Raw genomic sequence first — 16648 nt, 5'->3', positions numbered from 1 at the left:
CTCAGAACCTCGACAACTGAAGTCCTGCTTCGATCTAGAAGCTTTTTCGCTCCCTTCCTATGTCCACTGCCATCGCTCAGCAGAAGATCCGCATCCGCCTGAAGGCGTTCGACCGCCGCATGCTCGATCTTTCTTGCGAGAAAATCATTGAAACGGCCGATAACACCGCTGCAACCGCGATCGGTCCGATCCCCCTGCCCACGAAACGCAAGATCTACTGCGTTCTGCGCTCTCCCCACGTGGACAAGGACTCCCGCGAGCACTTCGAGACCCGCACCCACCGTCGGATCATCGACATCTACAGCCCCTCGGCCAAAACCATCGATGCGCTGATGAAGCTTGATCTCCCCAGTGGTGTGGACATCGAAGTGAAGCTCTGATCCGTTCGATCAGAACTTCATTTTCCTAGGATTCAGTTGCCTACAACACGGCGTTCGTGTCCGATTTTTCTGTGAGGGAGCTTCCCCTGTTCCCCCTGCCGGACGTCGTGTTGTTCCCGCAGCAGCTCCTGCCGCTGCACATTTTTGAATCGCGTTATCGGATGCTTCTCCAGACGGTTCTGGAGACCGACAAACGATTCGGCATCGTTCGCATCAACCCCGAGAACGGCGAAATGGCCGAAATCGGTTGCTGCGCTGAGGTGCTTCAGCACCAAACAACCGAAGACGGTCGCAGCTACATCGTTTCGCTGGGCCAACAGCGGTTCCGGCTGCTCAACATCACGCGGGAAACGCCCTACCGAACAGGGATGGTGAGCTGGCTGGAGGATGAGCCCGTGGCCGACACCGACCAGCTCAACAGCCTGCGGGACAAGGTGAGCGAAGCCTTGAGCGACGTCGTTCAGCTGACCAGCAAACTGCAAAACCGAGAGGTGGAACTGCCTGACGATCTGCCTGATCTGCCGCGGGAGCTCTCCTTCTGGATCAGCGCCCATCTGGATCAGGCCGCCTCGGAGCAACAGAGTCTTCTGGAACTAACCGACACCCACGAACGGTTGAGTCAGCAATTTGAAATGTTGGATCACACCCGACGCCAACTGGCAGCCCGCACTGTGTTGATGGATCTGAAGTGATGTTGGGATCTCTGTTAGTGGTAGCCGGCGCCGTTGGCGCCACCGGAGTTGCACTTTGGCTTCGCCGCGACCGGCGCTACGAATCGTCGGAGAGTGTCGCCTCCGCCTACGACGCCTGGACGGAGGACCGTTTGCTGGAGCAGCTCTGGGGAGAGCATGTCCATCTCGGTCATTACGGGACCCCGCCCGGCTCCTGCGACTTCCGCGAAGCCAAGGAAGCCTTCGTCCACGAGCTGGTGCGATGGAGCGGTCTGGACCAACTCCCCGCCGGCAGCCGGGTGCTGGATGTCGGATGCGGCATCGGTGGCAGTGCCCGAATCCTGGCGCGGGATTACGGATTGAACGTTCTCGGCATCAGCATCAGCCCTGCCCAAGTGGAACGAGCCACACAACTCACCCCATCAGGCCTGAGCTGCCGCTTCCAGGTGATGGACGCCTTGGATCTTCAACTGCCCGATCAGAGCTTTGATGCGGTTTGGAGTGTGGAGGCCGGTCCCCACATGCCAGACAAGCAGCGTTATGCCGATGAGCTGCTGCGGGTGATGCGACCCGGGGGTCTGCTTGCAGTGGCCGACTGGAACCGCCGGGATCCATCTGACGGCGGCATGACGCGAACCGAACGCTGGGTAATGCGTCAGCTGCTCAACCAATGGGCCCACCCTGAATTCGCCAGCATCAAGGGGTTCCGCCAGAACCTCGACAACAGCGTGCACAACCGTGGCGAGATCGTCACCGCTGACTGGACCCAGGCCACGCTCCCCTCATGGATTGACTCGATCATCGAGGGCGTCCGACGCCCCTGGGCGGTGCTCAGCCTGGGACCGAAAGCGGTCCTGCAAGGCCTGAGAGAAACGCCGACCTTGCTGCTGATGCACTGGGCCTTCGCCACCGGTCTGATGCAATTCGGCGTCTTCCGGATCAGAAAGGGCTGATCCTCAACAGCCGCTCAAATCACTGCTGGGGTAGGCACCAAAATGGGCGAGATGTTCACACAGAGGCTGCAACTGGGCGATCAGATCCTGCAGAGCCGTTGACGGAGCCGGCGGAAGATCCACATCCACAAAGAACACGTATTCCCCCAGCTCCCGTTTGGAGGGTCGCGATTCAATCCGGCTCATGTTCAAGCCCCGCTCAGCCAAACAGGCCAGAGCCTCCAGCAAAGCCCCCGGAGCATTGCGATGCAGCGAGAACGCCAGACTGGCCACATCGCCATGCTCACTTCGCTGGCCACGACGCAACAGCAGAAAACGGGTGCGGTTGCCCGCAACATCGTTCACAGGGAACGCCAGCTGATCCAACCCGTGTTCACGGGCAGCGGTCTGGGAGGCGATCGCAGCACGGAAGGGACTGCCCGCCACCATGCGAGCTGCTTCAGCCGTGGATGAGGTGGGCAGTTGCAAGGCGTCGGGCAGATGCTGGGCCAACCAGCCACTGCACTGGGCCAGAGCCTGCGGGTGGGAGAGCACTTCGGTGACTCTGCTGAGCGGCCCACTCCCCAGCAGAGCGTGCTGAATCGGCAGCACCAAAGCCCTGCGGATACAAAGCTCCGGATGGGACCACAGCGCATCGAGGGTCGCTGTCACCCCCCCTTCAACCGAGTTCTCGATCGGGACAACGGCTGCATCACACTGCCCTCCGGCCAGCTGTTCCACCACCGATCGGAGCCCCACGCAGGGAACGAGCTGGACATCCTCGAGAGCATCCTGTTCGATCAACACCCGGGCGGCCTGCTCGCCATAGGTCCCGACTGGGCCAAGGAATGCGAGACGTGTAGGCATCGAAGCCGCACTGGATGGACTCGATAAGATCATGCCGCGTCAGGTGAAGACCATGCCCCTGGCCTTCGAAGCCAGTCAAAAGCTTGATCTGCCTGTCCGAACCGGAGCAGAGCGGCTTCCCACTTACCTGCTGGAGGAGGAGCGCGTCCTCGGGGCCCTGCTGGACGCCAAACAGCTCACACGCCTGCAGTCAGGGCGCTACCGCTATGTGGTGACCAGCCTTCAGGTCTTCCAGCTCCACGTGAAACCCGTGGTGTCTCTCCAGATCCACATGGAAGGCGACACATTGGTGATGCAGGCCCTCGACTGCGAACTGGAGGGTCTGGGGATTGTTGATGACTTCGCCCTGAACCTGGAAGCACGGCTGACGTCCACACCCGACGGACTTCAGGGACATGCCCATCTTTCGGTAAGCGTCAGCCAGCCATCGCTGCTCAAGCTGATCCCCAAACGGGTGCTGGAATCAACGGGCGAATCAATCTTGAGTGGCATCCTCATCGGCATCAAAGCCCGGGTTGGCCAGCAACTGATCGACGACTACCGCAGCTGGTGCCGGGAAACCGACGGGCAAGGCTCAACCGAGCAGACGCCTCAAGAACGTGTGCCGATGCAGGGGCGTGGGGCCTGAGGCCATCAAGCTCTGACGATGTTGCGCCGTGCCATAGCCCGCATGGCGCTCAAGGCCGTAACCAGGAAAGCGAGCTGATAAGCGCCGGATGAGTGCATCCCTGGCCTCCTTGGCCAGAACACTCGCCGCAGCAATGGCCGCTGATCGGCTGTCCCCTGCGATCACCGTACGCTGCTGGCCCTGCCACAGCCGAAGAGGAAGGTTTCCATCCACCAGCACGAGCCCAGGGCGCTGCGGCAATCGCTGCAGCGCCCGCAACATGGCGCGTTCCGTGGCAACACGGATGCCGCAGGCGTCAATTTCGCGCGCTGACGCTTGGCCCAGACCGGATGCCACACACAGCGACTGGATCACCGGAACCAGAGCAGCCCGACGCTTGGCTGACAGTTTTTTGCTATCGGTCAGCCCTGCCTTCAACAGCTCTTCAGCGGCTGAGCCTTCGAGCACAACAGCAGCCGCAAACACAGGACCGAACAAGCAACCGCGACCAACTTCGTCCACACCAGCCACGTCCCGCCCGAGGGGGAGGGAGTCCTGCGCGGTCATCCGACTCAGACCGTGGCGACAGCCGAGGAGCGGCGACGGCGACGGCGAGGCTCATCAGGCTCAGCTGTTTCCGCCACGGCCACAGGCTCGGGCTCAGCCGGTTCGCTGATGGGGGCAGGTTCTGGCTCGGTGATCGTCAGGTTGGTCACCGCCTCCAAGGGGGTGATCTCCACCATCAGGGGAGCCGACTCATCCGGGGCGGATGAGGTGACGACAACAGGCGTCTCAGCGGCAGGAGTCGCAGTGGGCTGACTCGCCCCGTTGCGTGACCCTGAACGACCACCCCGTGCGCCACGACGGCGGCGGCGTCCGGAACTGGCCGCCAATTGCTGACGCGCCGCCTCCAGCACCTCCTGCTCGTCCTCGCCAGGACGCACAACCCGGACCACGACGTTGTCGGATGCAGGGGGCTCCTCCAGCAACAGGGCAGGGTTCAATCCCAGCCAACCAAACAGCTGCTGTTGCTCGTCGGTCATCGGGACGGCAACCAATTCAGGGTCCTGACGACGGGCGGTCGCTGGCTCCTGAGCCTCTTGGGTCGACACCTCAGGGGCAGTGGTGTCGGTCGTCTCGACAGGAAGGACGGCATCCTGACTGCCACGCCCTCGACCACCGCGCCGCCGCCGGCCATTGCCACCGCTCTCTCCGGGCGCAACAACTTCGGCGCGGGCAGAGGCCGCCGAGCGAACCAATCCTGTGGCCGTTGCCAGAGGTTGAAGCAGGTCTTTGCCGGGAAGAACGGCCACATGGCCCAGACCACCACAGCTGGGGCAAGCCCGACCAAACAGTTCATAGATGTTCTGCCCTTGACGCTTGCGGGTGAGTTCCACCAGGCCCAGTTCGCTGAGCTGTGCGATCTGCGGGCGGGCTGAGTCGTCACGGACGGCTGTCGTGAAATGCTCCAGCAGCTGGAGCTGATCACGACGGGAATCCATATCGATGAAGTCGATGATGATCACCCCACCGATGTTGCGAAGCTTGAGCTGGCGAGCAATTTCGATCGCCGCCTCACAGTTGGTCCACAGAACGGTTTCTCGCGCATTGGCCGATCGTGTGAACGAGCCCGAGTTCACATCGATCACCGTGAGTGCTTCGGTGGGCTCGATGATCACGTAGCCACCGGAGGGCAGATCAACCCGCGGCTTCAGCGCATCGCGGATGGCGGCATTGACCTTGTAGTGCTCCAGCAACTCGCTTGGTTCACTGTGGGCTTCCACCAGCACATTGCCGGCTTCGGCACCAAGGAAACTGCTCACACGGTTCACAGCGGCGGCATCGTCCACCACAACCCGGGCCAGATCCGGACCCATGTGGTCCCGCAGAATCCGATGGATGAAGTCTTCATCGCGGTTGAGCAGCACCGGCGGTGCAGCCGTTTCAGCGGCTTGCTGAATCGCCTCCCACTGGCGCAGCAAGGATTCCAGATCCTCAATCAACAGCTCTTCGCTGATGCCGTCGGCTTCCGTACGGATCAGCAGACCGGCTCCAGGCGGCTTGATCAGAACACCAAGGGCACGCAGTCGGTTCCGTTCTGCATCGGAACTGATGCGCCGGGAGATGTTGACCCCCTGGCCATGGGGCTGAAGCACCAGGTAGCGACCTGGCAGAGCAAGATTTCCGGTCAACCGTGGGCCTTTGGTGCCGGTCGGTTCTTTCATCACCTGAACCAGAACCTTCTGGCGAGGCTCCAGAAGTTCAGTGATCCCTGCTGAACCTTTCTTCAGACGCAGCGGCCCAAGATCGGTGACATGGATGAACCCGTTTTTCTCACTCTCACCGATATTGACGAAGGCGGCATCAATACCTGGCAGAACATTTTCTACCGTTCCTAAATAGACATCTCCGATCTGATAACGACCCTGCGCGACGATGAGTTCATCAACGCGTTCATCGGTCAGCACTGCTGCGATGCGCAGCTGCTCCGCGATGACAATTTGCTGGGGCATAACAGGACTGGTTGAGCCCGATTGAGGGCCAAATCCGTTGAGGAACCTGCCGGTTCTCCCTCACGGGTTGATGGAAAGATCTGAGCTGGTCAGCAAGACCAAAAGGTTGCGGAGCAAGAACTCCTATGACTCAGGCTTGGGGGTTCCAAAAAAGACCACCGTGCAAGCCGTGATGTGGACCTCGATATCCGTGTTGGATCAGACAAGACCGGAACAAGGTTGGTCCCGATGGACTAAACACCGGTTCTGTAGCCAAATTAGCACTGCGCACTGAGGAGCAGGGCCTCTCGCGCCAAGCGTTGCACCTGCAAGGGCTGACCAACGGTCTCAGCCAGCCAGTACTGAATCTGAGCAGGGCGCAAGCTTCGACCCATCTCATCCACCGCCGCTTCCAAGCGAAGCCGAACGGATCCATTGGCGTTCTGATCCGTCACCTGCAGCGCCTTCAAGGCGGGGCGGCAATCCCGTTCCCGAGGGCGGCCCTTCTTATCGGTGTCGTGCCACACCAAGGTTGTGGCCTGCAGGAGCTGATCCACCGCCGCATTCCAATCCAATGACGCTGGGTCCTGCTCCTGCGGCACGAGATCAAAACACCAAATGGCCCCCGTCAGTTCTTGCGAAAGGCTCTTGCCACTGACGGGGACCTCGCCTGCCGCCAGCAGCTGAATGCCCTCCGGCAGTAACGGCTGAAGCGTCTTGCGGAAGTGGTTGGGATCCAGGGCCTCGGTGAATTCCAGATCCATCCACTCGCTCTGGGCCTCAGCACCGAGGGGAAGTGCCAAAGCGATCTGAACCCGCGGCAGTGGATGAAACCCACCGGTGAAGCTGATCGGAAGCGCACTGCGACGCAGGGCCCGCTCCAGCATGCGCATCAGATCAAGATGGCTGAGCAGCGCCATCGATCCCGTTTTGGCGAATTGCACCCGGATCCGGCACACCCGGTCACTGGGCGGCGCCTGGGTCGGCACCTGGGTTGGCACCTCAGGAGCGGGAACCACCACGTTGTGCCCGAGATCCGGGCCGCAGACCCCACAACTGCTGCAACCATCAAAGGAGCAGTCGGGCACAACCGCCGCTGCCAGAGCCCGTTGCAGATCGTCCGCCAGCCAGGCTTTGTCGATGCCGGTGTCGATGTGATCCCAGGGGAGCGGCTGAGCACAGAACGCTTCCAGATCCTCCCGATCCAGCGCAGCCACAGCACTCCAGCCCCCCACCTCCATCTCCCGGTAACGCCCCTCCAGGCCGGCATCCGCGATGGCTCCGGTCCAGGCGGCGTAGGTGCGATCCAGCGACTCGAACCAGGCATCCATGCCGGCACCGGCCCGCCAGGCCGCCTCGATCACAGGAGCAAGGCGCCGATCGCTGCGGCCCACAAAATCCTCCATGGCCGAAAGCCGCACATCGGTGAAATTCACCTTCACACCGCGCAAACGCCTGAAGGCCTCCTTGAGCAGCACCTGGCGCCGCTCAAACTCAGCCGTGGAGACGCTGTGCCACTGAAAAGGGGTGTGGGGCTTGGGCGTGAAATTGCTGATCGTGATGTTCAGGTTCAGCCGACCCAGGTCACGGCAGCGCTGCTGGAGCATCACGCAGGTCTCGGCAATGCCGAGAACATCGGCATCCGTCTCACCGGGGAGGCCGATCATGAAGTACAGCTTCACCTTGCGGTAGCCGTTCTGCATAGCCGTGCGGATGCCATGCAGCAGGTCGTCATCGGTGAGGCCCTTGTTGACGATGTCGCGAAGGCGCTGTGTCCCGGCCTCCGGGGCGAAGGTGAGGCCCGCTTTCCGCGTGCCGCCAAGGATGTGGGCAATGTCTTCATCGAAGCGATCCACCCGCTGGCTGGGCAGTTGAAGCGTGACGTTCTGATCCGCCAAGCGGTTGCGCAACTCCACCCCCACCGCCGGCAGCGCCAGATAGTCGCTGCAGCTCAAGGAGAGCAGTGAGAAATCGCTGTAGCCGGTTTGTTTCATGCCGGTCTCCACTGCCTCGATCACCGCTTCGGGTTCCACATCCCGAGCCGGTCGCGTCAACATTCCGGGCTGGCAGAAGCGACAACCCCGGGTGCAACCGCGGCGAATCTCCACCGTGAGACGGTCATGCACCGTTTCCACATGGGGCACGAGACCCATGGCGTAGTGGGGCATTGGCGTCGCCACACGGCGAAGAACCCGTGCCGGGAAATCAGGATGAAGCGGCTCGAGGGTGACCCCATCGGCGCCAGTTCCATAGAGCGCAGGCACGTAAACGCCGGGAACCTGGGCCAGATCCCGCAGCAATTGCGATCGCGTCAATCCATCCGCTTTGGCTTGCGCTACCACCAGACCGATTTCAGGCAACAGCTCCTCACCGTCACCCAGAGCGATGAAGTCGAAAAACGGGGCATAGGGCTCTGGATTGCTGGTGGCGGTGGGCCCACCAGCGAAAATCAGAGGAGGTGCTGCAGGATCACTCAGGGGCAAGTCGCCCCGATCAGCGGCGCGGATGGGCACCTGCGCCAGGTCCAGCATCTCAAGGATGTTGGTGGCGCCCAGTTCGTAACTGAGGCTGAAGCCCAGGATGTCGAAAGCGGGCAGGGGCCGACGGCTTTCCACCGCAAACAATGCCTGGGAGCGCTCCCGCAAGCGGCCAGCCAGATCGGCCGCCGGGAGATAGGCGCGATCACACAACTGCCCAGGGACGGCATTGAGGATCGAATAGAGAATGATGTGGCCGAGGTTGCTGGAGCCCACCTCATAGATCTCGGGATAGGTGAGCGCCCAGCGAACCGACGCTGCCTGCCAATCCCGTGGTTCAACCCCTAACTCGTGCCCCATGTAGCGGGCCGGTTTGTTGATGCCGCTGTCCACCAGGGCATGGAAATCAACCGGCTGATCCAGGGATGAGACGACCACGTCGGATGTCCTGACTCCTGAGGTCATCGTATGGAGCTGCCGACACGGCAGGATGCCCCGCAGAAATAGCTTCCGGTTCCGTGGTTCAGGTCAACGGCAATTACCTCAAGCTCAAGGCGGGTTACCTGTTCCCTGAGATCGGCCGGCGCGTCAAAGCGTTCAGCAGCGCCAATCCCGACGCAGCGCTGATCCGCCTGGGCATCGGTGATGTCACGGAACCCCTGCCGCTGGCCTGCCGTGAAGCCATGAAAACCGCCATCGATGCGATGGGCACCGCCGAAGGCTTCCACGGCTATGGCCCGGAACAGGGCTACGGCTGGCTGCGGGAGGCCATCGCCAAAAACGACTTCCAAGCCCGAGGCTGCGACATCAATGCCGAGGAAATTTTTGTTTCCGACGGCTCCAAGTGCGACAGCAGCAACATCCTCGACATCCTTGGCGAGGGCAACAAGGTGGCCGTCACGGACCCCGTCTACCCGGTGTACGTGGACAGCAACGTGATGGCTGGCCGCACCGGGGAAGCCGGAGAGATCGGTCGCTACGCGGGACTGACCTACCTACCGATCAGCGCAGACAACGGCTTTGCAGCGCAGATTCCCAGTGAACCGGTCGACCTGATCTACCTCTGCTTCCCCAACAACCCCACCGGTGCCGTCGCCACCCGGCAACAACTCCAGGCCTGGGTGAACTACGCCCGCGCCAATGGCGCACTGATCCTCTTCGATGCTGCCTATGAGGCCTTCATCCAGGACCCGGAACTCCCTCACTCCATCTTCGAGATCGAAGGAGCCCGTGACTGTGCCATCGAATTCCGCTCCTTCTCCAAAAATGCTGGCTTCACCGGCACCCGCTGTGCTTTCACCGTGGTGCCCAAAGGGCTGAAAGGCAAAGCGGCCAACGGCGAAGCGGTGGAACTCTGGGGCCTGTGGAACCGACGTCAGAGCACCAAGTTCAACGGTGTGAGCTACATCATTCAGCGCGGAGCTGAGGCTGTCTACTCCGAAGCCGGTCAGGCCGAAGTGAAGGCCTTGGTGCGCTTCTACATGGAGAACGCCGCGATCATTCGTCGCGAACTCAGTGCTGCAGGCCTCACCGTCTATGGCGGCGAACACGCTCCCTACGTCTGGATCAAGACCCCTGAGGGCATGGATTCCTGGGGCTTCTTCGACCATCTGCTCAACAAAGCCAACGTGGTGGGCACACCCGGCAGCGGTTTCGGCGCCGCTGGCGAGGGGTATTTCCGCTTGTCGGCCTTCAACAGCCGGGCCAATGTGGATGAGGCCATGGCCCGCATCAAAGCCCTGTGAGCCGCTCCCCGTTCGCATTGCCTTTAGATTTCAACCGCTTCGGATCAATGCCCATGGCGGTGGACTCTCCCAGCCAAAAACCAGGTGGTGCAGCTGTTCTGGACAAAGCGCCGGAACGGGTTCGCAAGCGCTCGCCTCGCTACAAGGTGCTGCTCCACAACGATCCGGTGAACTCCATGGAATACGTGGTGGCCACCCTGCAGCAGGTTGTGCCTCAACTCAGCGAGCAGGACTGCATGGCCGTGATGCTGGAAGCCCACAACACTGGAGTGGGATTGGTGATCGTCTGCGACATCGAACCGGCTGAGTTCTATTGCGAGACGCTGAAATCAAAAGGCTTGACCAGCTCCATCGAGCCTGAGAACTAGAGCGATGCAGCAACCGCTGAACAAGTTCCTCCTGCTTCAGCCAGCCTGGCTGCCCACGGTTCTGTTCATCCCTCTGCTCTATGCAATGGGCTGGCTTGCCGCTGTTCCGCTGACGCTGCTTGGCCTTCCAACGGATCAGCTCTCACTCACCGGAACGGTGCTGAGTTTTGTGCTGTTCCTCCTGGTGATGCCCCGATGGGCAGCCTTGCGGTGGTCCGAATCACGGCCTTGGGCGGCCCTGGGCATCCGCGGAGCCAAACCACAGAAACAACCCGCGCCAGCAGCTGCTCTTCTCAAGGGTCTGCTCATTGCCGCAGGGCTGCTGATGGTGATCACGAGTGTTGTTCTGATCGATGGATCGGGAAATTGGCGGGGCGAAGTGGATGCAACTCAGCTGACGAATGCCGTGTTGCTCTGCCTCGGCGTTGGCTTCGCAGAAGAATTGATTTTCCGCAGCTGGCTCTGGACGGAACTGCAAGAAATAATTGGCTCGCGTCGTGCAGCTTGGGCTCAAGCAGGCATCTTCAGCCTCGTTCACACACGCTTCAACCTGGGGCTGGGGGCCATGGGTGGCCTGCTGATCGGCCTTTTTCTACTGGGAATGGTGCTGGCCAGACAGCGTCAATCGGACCGGGGGTCACTTTGGGGCTGCATCGGTCTGCATGGCGGGCTTGTCGCTGGATGGTTTCTGCTTCAGAACGGCTTGCTTCAGCTATCGCCCAATGCCCCCCCGTGGTTGGTGGGGCCAGGAGGCCATTCCCCGAATCCTCTGGGCGGACTCATCGGAATCCTCAGTTTGCTGATCCTTCTGCTGATTCAGCGAACAGCCGTTGCCAACGCCTTGCGGCCTTCCACCGGAGCACGAAGAGCGTCCTGAAGCGAAGCCACTCCGTAATCCCTTTCGAGGAGTGACATCACCGTGCGACCGAAATCCGCAGGATTGCAATCAAAGGCCTCAAGACACACCCGGCCAAAGGTGCTCCCCATCGGCTCGGGGTTCCAGAGCAGCTTGCGTGCCGTCCAAGGCATCATGCTCATCGGGTTGTAACCCGGTTTGATCAGACCCTGATCAAACCCGTACTGCTCAAGGTGGGTGTGGGGCTGCAAACCGATGAAAAAGATCGCTGGCTCCACCAAATCAGCGCCAAAAATGGCCTCCAGCTCTCGGTGATAAGCCACGGTCTGCCGGATCGTTTCCGGTCGTTCATCGATCACGTTGAAGGAGTAGTTCACCGACACGTGATCCCGGAAGCCCGCATCCGCCAGCATCCGGCAACTCTCCAGGACGGTGCGGAGGTTGTAGCCCATGCGCATCTTGCGAACGAGCTCCTGCGAGCCGGATGTAATGCCGATCTCGAAATAGCTCATGCCCGTCTCCACCATGAGCTGGGCCAATTCGGGGTCCAGATTGTCGGCGCGGATATAGGCGGCCCAACGAATGCCGGTCAGCCCTTCAGCCTTGATCGCCCGCAGCAGTTCCTTGGCGTCTTCGATGTAGCGCCGCGCCGGTATGAACTGGGCATCGGTGAACCAGAAACCACGAACACCGCGGTCGTACAGCTGGCGCATCTCTTTCACCACCTCATCCACGGGGTTAAGGCGCACCTGCTTGCCTTCCACCACCGTGTAGACGCAGTAACAACAGTTGTGGGGGCAACCGCGCTTGGTCTGAACTCCTACGTAAAAGTCACCGCCTTCGAGGTACCAGTCGAGCTGGGGCCAGATCGAAGCGATGTAGTCGTAATTGCAGGCGGTTTTGGGCCGACTTTCCGGCTGCTCATGGATCAGGCCTGAACGCGGCTTCTCGCCAACCACGAAGCATCGTTCGCCCTCGAGAGAGTGACCCTGAATCAACTTCTCGAGCAGCGGCTCCCCCTCACCGATAGAGACCACCGTTCCTTTGGGGAGCGATTTGCCGAGTTGCTCGTAAAACACACTGACAGCTCCACCGCCCAGCACAGCTCTGGCCGTCGGCTGGTGGCGGCGTGCACGTTTCAAACCTTGACGCACCAGACGCTGGTTCCTGCGCAGCTCGCCGTAATGACTGCTCATTAACTGCAGCCCACCCAAGGCTCCATGCAGACGCTTCAGAGGGTTACGGGCGTAGAAGACCTCGAACGAATTCTGAAGAGGGTTGCCCCCCCGCCCATCGACCGGCGCATAGATCTGGATGTCTCTCCACGAGAAGACCAGCAGCGTCGGCTGGAACTGGTCAACTGTGGCGTCCAGCACGCGATGGACATCCAGCACCGGCAGAGCAGCGAGATCCAGGATGCGCTGAGGCATCTCCGGGAAGCATTTGTGCAGATGGTCGGCGAGATAGATCGGCCCGATCGGAAAGATCGGATTGCAGGGCAGCCGCACCAGCAACACCCGTTCTTGTTGTGGTGCCACGTCAGCTGCCATGAGGCTTTCGGGACGCTAACAAGCGCTGCCGCCAAAGGGGCGTAGGGCCTCTTCACAACAACTTCATCAAGCCAGCGACACACAGCGCAAACTTCCTTTACACTCCCGATCAGGCAGGGCTCTCCTGCCCTTCCTTAAACCGTTCCTCCGGGAACATTTCTTTCCGTTCTCATGACCACCACCCTCCAGCAGCGCTCCGGCGCTTCCAGCTGGCAGGCCTTCTGTGAGTGGGTCACCTCCACCAACAACCGTCTGTATGTCGGTTGGTTCGGTGTGCTGATGATCCCCACACTGCTGGCTGCCACCATCTGCTTCGTCATCGCTTTCGTCGCCGCTCCTCCGGTCGACATCGATGGCATCCGTGAGCCCGTCGCTGGCTCCCTGATCTACGGCAACAACATCATCTCCGGTGCTGTTGTTCCTTCCAGCAACGCCATCGGCCTGCACTTCTACCCCATCTGGGAAGCTGCTTCCCTCGATGAGTGGCTGTACAACGGCGGCCCCTTCCAGCTGGTTGTTTTCCACTTCCTCATCGGCATCTACGCCTACATGGGTCGTGAGTGGGAACTCTCCTACCGCCTGGGCATGCGCCCCTGGATCTGCGTTGCCTACAGCGCACCTGTCGCTGCAGCCTCCGCTGTCTTCCTGGTTTACCCCTTCGGTCAGGGTTCCTTCTCTGACGCAATGCCCCTGGGCATTTCTGGCACCTTCAACTACATGCTGGTGTTCCAGGCTGAGCACAACATCCTGATGCACCCCTTCCACATGCTGGGCGTCGCAGGTGTTTTCGGCGGCAGCCTGTTCTCCGCCATGCACGGCTCCCTGGTGACCTCCTCCTTGGTGCGTGAAACCACCGAGGCTGAGTCCCAGAACTACGGCTACAAGTTCGGCCAAGAGGAAGAGACCTACAACATCGTGGCTGCCCACGGTTACTTCGGTCGCCTGATCTTCCAATACGCCTCCTTCAACAACAGCCGTAGCCTTCACTTCTTCCTGGCTGCCTGGCCTGTTGTCGGCATCTGGTTCACCGCCCTCGGCGTGTCAACCATGGCCTTCAACCTGAACGGCTTCAACTTCAACCAGTCCATCCTTGATGGTCAGGGCCGCGTCCTGAACACCTGGGCTGATGTGCTGAACCGTGCCGGCCTCGGCATGGAGGTGATGCACGAGCGCAATGCTCACAACTTCCCCCTCGACCTGGCTGCTGCTGAGTCCACTCCTGTGGCTCTGCAGGCTCCTGCCATCGGTTGATCTGGAATCACCCTGTTCCCTTTGGAACAGCCAAAACGATTCAGATCAACTGAATCGGAAAGCCCCCTCCTCGGAGGGGGCTTTTTGTTGTGCTTTCAGAATTGAGATCCAATCAACCATCAACAGAGAGGAGCCATCTGTGGTCCTCTCTGCACAACTCAGTGTGATCTGAACCTCGGCAACGCTCTACTACAACTCAGCAGTGTGGGAGCGAAGCAACTTCGACATCACAAGAATCAACCGCTTTTGCTGGTCGGCATTGACTGAACAGTCCTGTGGACTAGCCGGGCCAAGAAGCAACCAAAACGGATGAGACGACGCCCTGTACGTCCATGACAAAAACGCAAACCCTGATCCAGCACCTCGGCTTAAAGCCCCATCCAGAGGGGGGCTGGTACCGAGAGCTGCATCGCAGTCCAGACCAAGTTCAACGACAGGACGGTGCCGAGCGATCTGCCTTGACGGCCATTCTGTTTTTGCTGCCCGCCGGTGCCGTCAGTTGCTGGCATCGGGTGATCGGTGGAGACGAAGTCTGGACGCACATTGATGGGGCCACGCTGGAGCTCTTTCAATGCCAGGGCGATGGCACAGGGCTGCAACGTGATGCTCTGCAGGCGTCCAACCCCATCCAGGTGGTTCCCGCCAACACCTGGCAGGCGGCGCGGAGTCTTGGTGACTACTCGTTGATGAGCTGTTGTGTCGGGCCGGGATTTGAGTTCTGTGATTTCGAAATGGCCCGGCAGCATCCCACGACAGAACGTCCGAAATTGCCCCATCCGGAGTTGATCTGAACCGATGGCTTCGTAGCCTCACTGCATCGATCAATGGCCATGGGCAGCAGCTTCGGCGACCTCTTCCGGATCAGCACCTTCGGTGAATCCCACGGGGGAGGGGTGGGGGTCATCGTTGAGGGCTGTCCACCACGGCTCAACCTCAGCGTCGAGTCGATTCAGGCCGAACTGGACCGACGCAAGCCAGGCCAAAGCCACATCACCACACCGCGCAAGGAAGCGGACCAGGTGGAAATTCTCAGTGGCCTGCTGGATGGCGAAACCACGCTTGGCACCCCGATTGCCATGGTCGTGCGGAACAAGGACCAACGGCCCGGGGATTACAAGGACATGGCGGTCGCCTTTCGGCCCTCCCATGCCGATGCCACCTACCAGGCGAAGTATGGAATCCAGGCCCGCAGCGGTGGTGGACGTGCATCAGCGCGGGAAACCATCGGCCGTGTCGCTGCAGGTGCGATCGCCAAACAACTGCTGAAACAAGCAGCAGGAACTGAAATCCTGGCCTGGGTGAAGCGGATCCACACCATCGAAGCCTCCGGCATCGACCCACAGCAGGTTCAGCTGAGTGATGTGGAGGCCAACATCGTTCGGTGTCCCGAGCCAGCGATCGCCGAGCGGATGATTGAGCGCATCGAAGCCATTGGCCGCGAAGGTGATTCCTGCGGCGGGGTGATCGAATGCGTGGTGCGCCATCCCGCCATTGGTCTGGGCATGCCGGTGTTCGACAAACTCGAAGCCGACCTCGCCAAAGCTGTGATGTCGTTGCCGGCCACCAAAGGATTTGAAATTGGGTCCGGTTTCGATGGAACGCTGTTGAAAGGCAGCGAGCACAACGACGCCTTTGTGCCGACCGACGATGGACGGCTGAAGACCGCCACCAACAACTCCGGGGGCATCCAGGGAGGAATCAGCAATGGTGAGCCGATTGTGATCCGAGTGGCCTTCAAGCCAACGGCCACGATCCGCAAAGAGCAGCAGACCATCGATTCCGATGGCAAGGCCACCACACTCGCTGGGAAAGGACGGCACGACCCGTGCGTTCTGCCGCGGGCCGTACCGATGGTGGAAGCGATGGTGGCACTCGTTCTGGCTGATCACCTGCTGAGGCAGCAGGGGCAATGCAGCCTTTGGTGAGCACCACCCTTGAATCAGTTCAGACGGAACTCACCGCTGAGCTAGAGCTCACCGCCGCTGCGGCCGTTTTCGTCTTTGCCGCGCTGCGGGTCCGGGTGCGGCGGGCGGGCTTTTTGCTGGCCTGAGCCTTGGCTGAAGCTGGTTTCTTGGCAGCCAACGTTTTCTTCACCGTCCGGCGTGCACGACCGGTGCTCCCACGGCTGCGATGACTCAACACCAGGGCCCACTCCTCATCACTGAGGGTGGATGGCTTGCTGCCATGGGCGTAGGAGAGCTTGGCCGCCTTTTCAATGTCCTTGATCAGGTTCGTCCAGGACGTGGCAAAACGCTTGTCAGACTGCGATTTTGCTCCGCTCTCCACCAGGGTCTCCACGACTCCAGCAGCCGAAACCTTCTTGCGCCGACGATTGAAAATCTCCTTCTGAAGCTGAGCGATCAGGGCATCGGCCTTGTCGCTGAGCTTGATCGTGAGCTGCGACATGACGCAGTTGGATAGCTATCTCATCTGTAGCATTTTGGACGCATGT

The 16648-nt window shown here is 60.7% G+C and carries 16 protein-coding genes; 10 read left to right on the top strand and 6 right to left on the bottom strand.

Features of this window, described 5'->3' with window-relative positions:
* Nucleotides 1-59 precede the first annotated feature (59 nt).
* The 3 genes from rpsJ to SynM161_RS01525 are packed head-to-tail and all read left to right on the top strand — an operon-like array spanning nt 60 to nt 2004.
* Nucleotides 60-380: a 30S ribosomal protein S10 gene (gene rpsJ, locus SynM161_RS01535; protein ID WP_011363346.1), complete on the top strand. Its 321-nt coding sequence runs from the start codon at nt 60-62 to the stop codon at nt 378-380.
* A 56-nt stretch (nt 381-436) separates the two neighbouring features.
* Nucleotides 437-1072 (top strand): LON peptidase substrate-binding domain-containing protein, encoded by a 636-nt coding sequence (locus SynM161_RS01530; protein ID WP_114987187.1) that lies wholly within the window; start codon nt 437-439, stop codon nt 1070-1072.
* Nucleotides 1072-2004, top strand: coding sequence for a methyltransferase domain-containing protein (locus SynM161_RS01525; RefSeq protein WP_186541787.1), 933 nt, complete (start codon nt 1072-1074; stop codon nt 2002-2004). The genes SynM161_RS01530 and SynM161_RS01525 overlap by 1 nt, the downstream gene beginning before the upstream one ends.
* Nucleotides 2005-2007: 3 nt before the next feature.
* Here SynM161_RS01525 and pheA read toward each other — a convergent pair whose 3' ends face one another.
* On the bottom strand, nt 2008-2850 hold the full coding sequence (pheA, locus tag SynM161_RS01520; RefSeq protein ID WP_115132374.1) for a prephenate dehydratase: 843 nt from the start codon (nt 2848-2850) through the stop codon (nt 2008-2010).
* A gap of 31 nt (nt 2851-2881) precedes the next feature.
* Here pheA and SynM161_RS01515 point away from each other — a divergent pair, with 31 nt between their 5' ends.
* The gene (locus SynM161_RS01515; RefSeq protein WP_115080443.1) at nt 2882-3478 is read left to right on the top strand and encodes a DUF1997 domain-containing protein; all 597 of its coding nucleotides are present in this window, start codon (nt 2882-2884) and stop codon (nt 3476-3478) included.
* On the opposite strand, the gene SynM161_RS01510 is transcribed toward SynM161_RS01515, so the two are convergent.
* From SynM161_RS01510 to SynM161_RS01500, 3 genes are all read right to left on the bottom strand, one after another.
* Nucleotides 3425-4024 carry a ribonuclease HII gene (locus SynM161_RS01510; protein ID WP_186541786.1) on the bottom strand — a complete coding sequence of 200 codons (600 nt, stop codon included), beginning with the start codon at nt 4022-4024 and terminating at the stop codon, nt 3425-3427. The two genes, SynM161_RS01515 and SynM161_RS01510, sit on opposite strands and share 54 nt — an antisense overlap.
* Nucleotides 4025-4029: 5 nt before the next feature.
* Nucleotides 4030-5970 (bottom strand): Rne/Rng family ribonuclease, encoded by a 1941-nt coding sequence (locus SynM161_RS01505; RefSeq protein WP_186541785.1) that lies wholly within the window; start codon nt 5968-5970, stop codon nt 4030-4032.
* A gap of 257 nt (nt 5971-6227) precedes the next feature.
* On the bottom strand, nt 6228-8891 hold the full coding sequence (locus SynM161_RS01500) for a TIGR03960 family B12-binding radical SAM protein (RefSeq protein ID WP_186541784.1): 2664 nt from the start codon (nt 8889-8891) through the stop codon (nt 6228-6230).
* Nucleotides 8892-8944: 53 nt separating this feature from the next.
* Here SynM161_RS01500 and SynM161_RS01495 point away from each other — a divergent pair, with 53 nt between their 5' ends.
* From SynM161_RS01495 to SynM161_RS01485, 3 genes are read left to right on the top strand one after another with little or no spacing between them, the layout of a single operon-like run.
* Nucleotides 8945-10171, top strand: a complete 1227-nt coding sequence (locus SynM161_RS01495; protein ID WP_186541783.1) for an LL-diaminopimelate aminotransferase — start codon at nt 8945-8947, stop codon at nt 10169-10171.
* Nucleotides 10172-10218: 47 nt separating this feature from the next.
* Nucleotides 10219-10539, top strand: coding sequence for an ATP-dependent Clp protease adapter ClpS (gene clpS, locus SynM161_RS01490; RefSeq protein ID WP_186542351.1), 321 nt, complete (start codon nt 10219-10221; stop codon nt 10537-10539).
* Nucleotides 10540-10543: 4 nt separating this feature from the next.
* Nucleotides 10544-11416, top strand: coding sequence for a CPBP family intramembrane glutamic endopeptidase (locus SynM161_RS01485; protein WP_186541782.1), 873 nt, complete (start codon nt 10544-10546; stop codon nt 11414-11416).
* On the opposite strand, the gene SynM161_RS01480 is transcribed toward SynM161_RS01485, so the two are convergent.
* Nucleotides 11356-12945 carry a photosystem II high light acclimation radical SAM protein gene (locus SynM161_RS01480; RefSeq protein WP_186541781.1) on the bottom strand — a complete coding sequence of 530 codons (1590 nt, stop codon included), beginning with the start codon at nt 12943-12945 and terminating at the stop codon, nt 11356-11358. The genes SynM161_RS01485 and SynM161_RS01480 overlap by 61 nt on opposite strands.
* Nucleotides 12946-13116: 171 nt before the next feature.
* Between SynM161_RS01480 and psbA the strand changes: the two genes are divergently transcribed.
* The 3 genes from psbA to aroC all read left to right on the top strand — a co-directional run bounded on the left by psbA (nt 13117) and on the right by aroC (nt 16121).
* On the top strand, nt 13117-14196 hold the full coding sequence (gene psbA, locus SynM161_RS01475) for a photosystem II q(b) protein (protein WP_115131219.1): 1080 nt from the start codon (nt 13117-13119) through the stop codon (nt 14194-14196).
* A gap of 332 nt (nt 14197-14528) precedes the next feature.
* Entirely contained in the window at nt 14529-14987 is a 459-nt protein-coding gene (locus SynM161_RS01470; RefSeq protein WP_186541780.1) for a cupin domain-containing protein, read from the top strand.
* 39 nt (nt 14988-15026) lie between these two features.
* A complete protein-coding gene (gene aroC, locus SynM161_RS01465; RefSeq protein ID WP_114988184.1) occupies nt 15027-16121 on the top strand; it encodes a chorismate synthase in 1095 nt (364 codons plus the stop codon).
* A gap of 19 nt (nt 16122-16140) precedes the next feature.
* Here aroC and SynM161_RS01460 read toward each other — a convergent pair whose 3' ends face one another.
* Nucleotides 16141-16602: a hypothetical protein gene (locus SynM161_RS01460; protein ID WP_186541779.1), complete on the bottom strand. Its 462-nt coding sequence runs from the start codon at nt 16600-16602 to the stop codon at nt 16141-16143.
* Nucleotides 16603-16648: the final 46 nt, after the last annotated feature.

The organism is Synechococcus sp. M16.1 (assembly GCF_014279895.1).
Taxonomy (GTDB): Bacteria; Cyanobacteriota; Cyanobacteriia; order PCC-6307; family Cyanobiaceae; genus Parasynechococcus.
The sequence above is the reverse complement of the archived record's forward strand: the minus strand, read 5'-3'. Positions and strand labels throughout refer to the sequence as shown.

Coding starts and splice junctions, on each gene's coding strand:
- rpsJ (WP_011363346.1), top strand. CDS start 60: ATGTCCACTGCCATCGCTCAGCAGAAGATCCGCATCCGCCTGAAGGCG.
- SynM161_RS01525 (WP_186541787.1), top strand. CDS start 1,072: ATGTTGGGATCTCTGTTAGTGGTAGCCGGCGCCGTTGGCGCCACCGGA.
- pheA (WP_115132374.1), bottom strand. CDS start 2,850: ATGCCTACACGTCTCGCATTCCTTGGCCCAGTCGGGACCTATGGCGAG.
- SynM161_RS01515 (WP_115080443.1), top strand. CDS start 2,882: ATGCCGCGTCAGGTGAAGACCATGCCCCTGGCCTTCGAAGCCAGTCAA.
- SynM161_RS01510 (WP_186541786.1), bottom strand. CDS start 4,024: ATGACCGCGCAGGACTCCCTCCCCCTCGGGCGGGACGTGGCTGGTGTG.
- SynM161_RS01505 (WP_186541785.1), bottom strand. CDS start 5,970: ATGCCCCAGCAAATTGTCATCGCGGAGCAGCTGCGCATCGCAGCAGTG.
- SynM161_RS01500 (WP_186541784.1), bottom strand. CDS start 8,891: ATGACCTCAGGAGTCAGGACATCCGACGTGGTCGTCTCATCCCTGGAT.
- clpS (WP_186542351.1), top strand. CDS start 10,219: ATGCCCATGGCGGTGGACTCTCCCAGCCAAAAACCAGGTGGTGCAGCT.
- SynM161_RS01485 (WP_186541782.1), top strand. CDS start 10,544: ATGCAGCAACCGCTGAACAAGTTCCTCCTGCTTCAGCCAGCCTGGCTG.
- SynM161_RS01480 (WP_186541781.1), bottom strand. CDS start 12,945: ATGGCAGCTGACGTGGCACCACAACAAGAACGGGTGTTGCTGGTGCGG.
- psbA (WP_115131219.1), top strand. CDS start 13,117: ATGACCACCACCCTCCAGCAGCGCTCCGGCGCTTCCAGCTGGCAGGCC.
- SynM161_RS01470 (WP_186541780.1), top strand. CDS start 14,529: ATGACAAAAACGCAAACCCTGATCCAGCACCTCGGCTTAAAGCCCCAT.
- aroC (WP_114988184.1), top strand. CDS start 15,027: ATGGGCAGCAGCTTCGGCGACCTCTTCCGGATCAGCACCTTCGGTGAA.
- SynM161_RS01460 (WP_186541779.1), bottom strand. CDS start 16,602: ATGTCGCAGCTCACGATCAAGCTCAGCGACAAGGCCGATGCCCTGATC.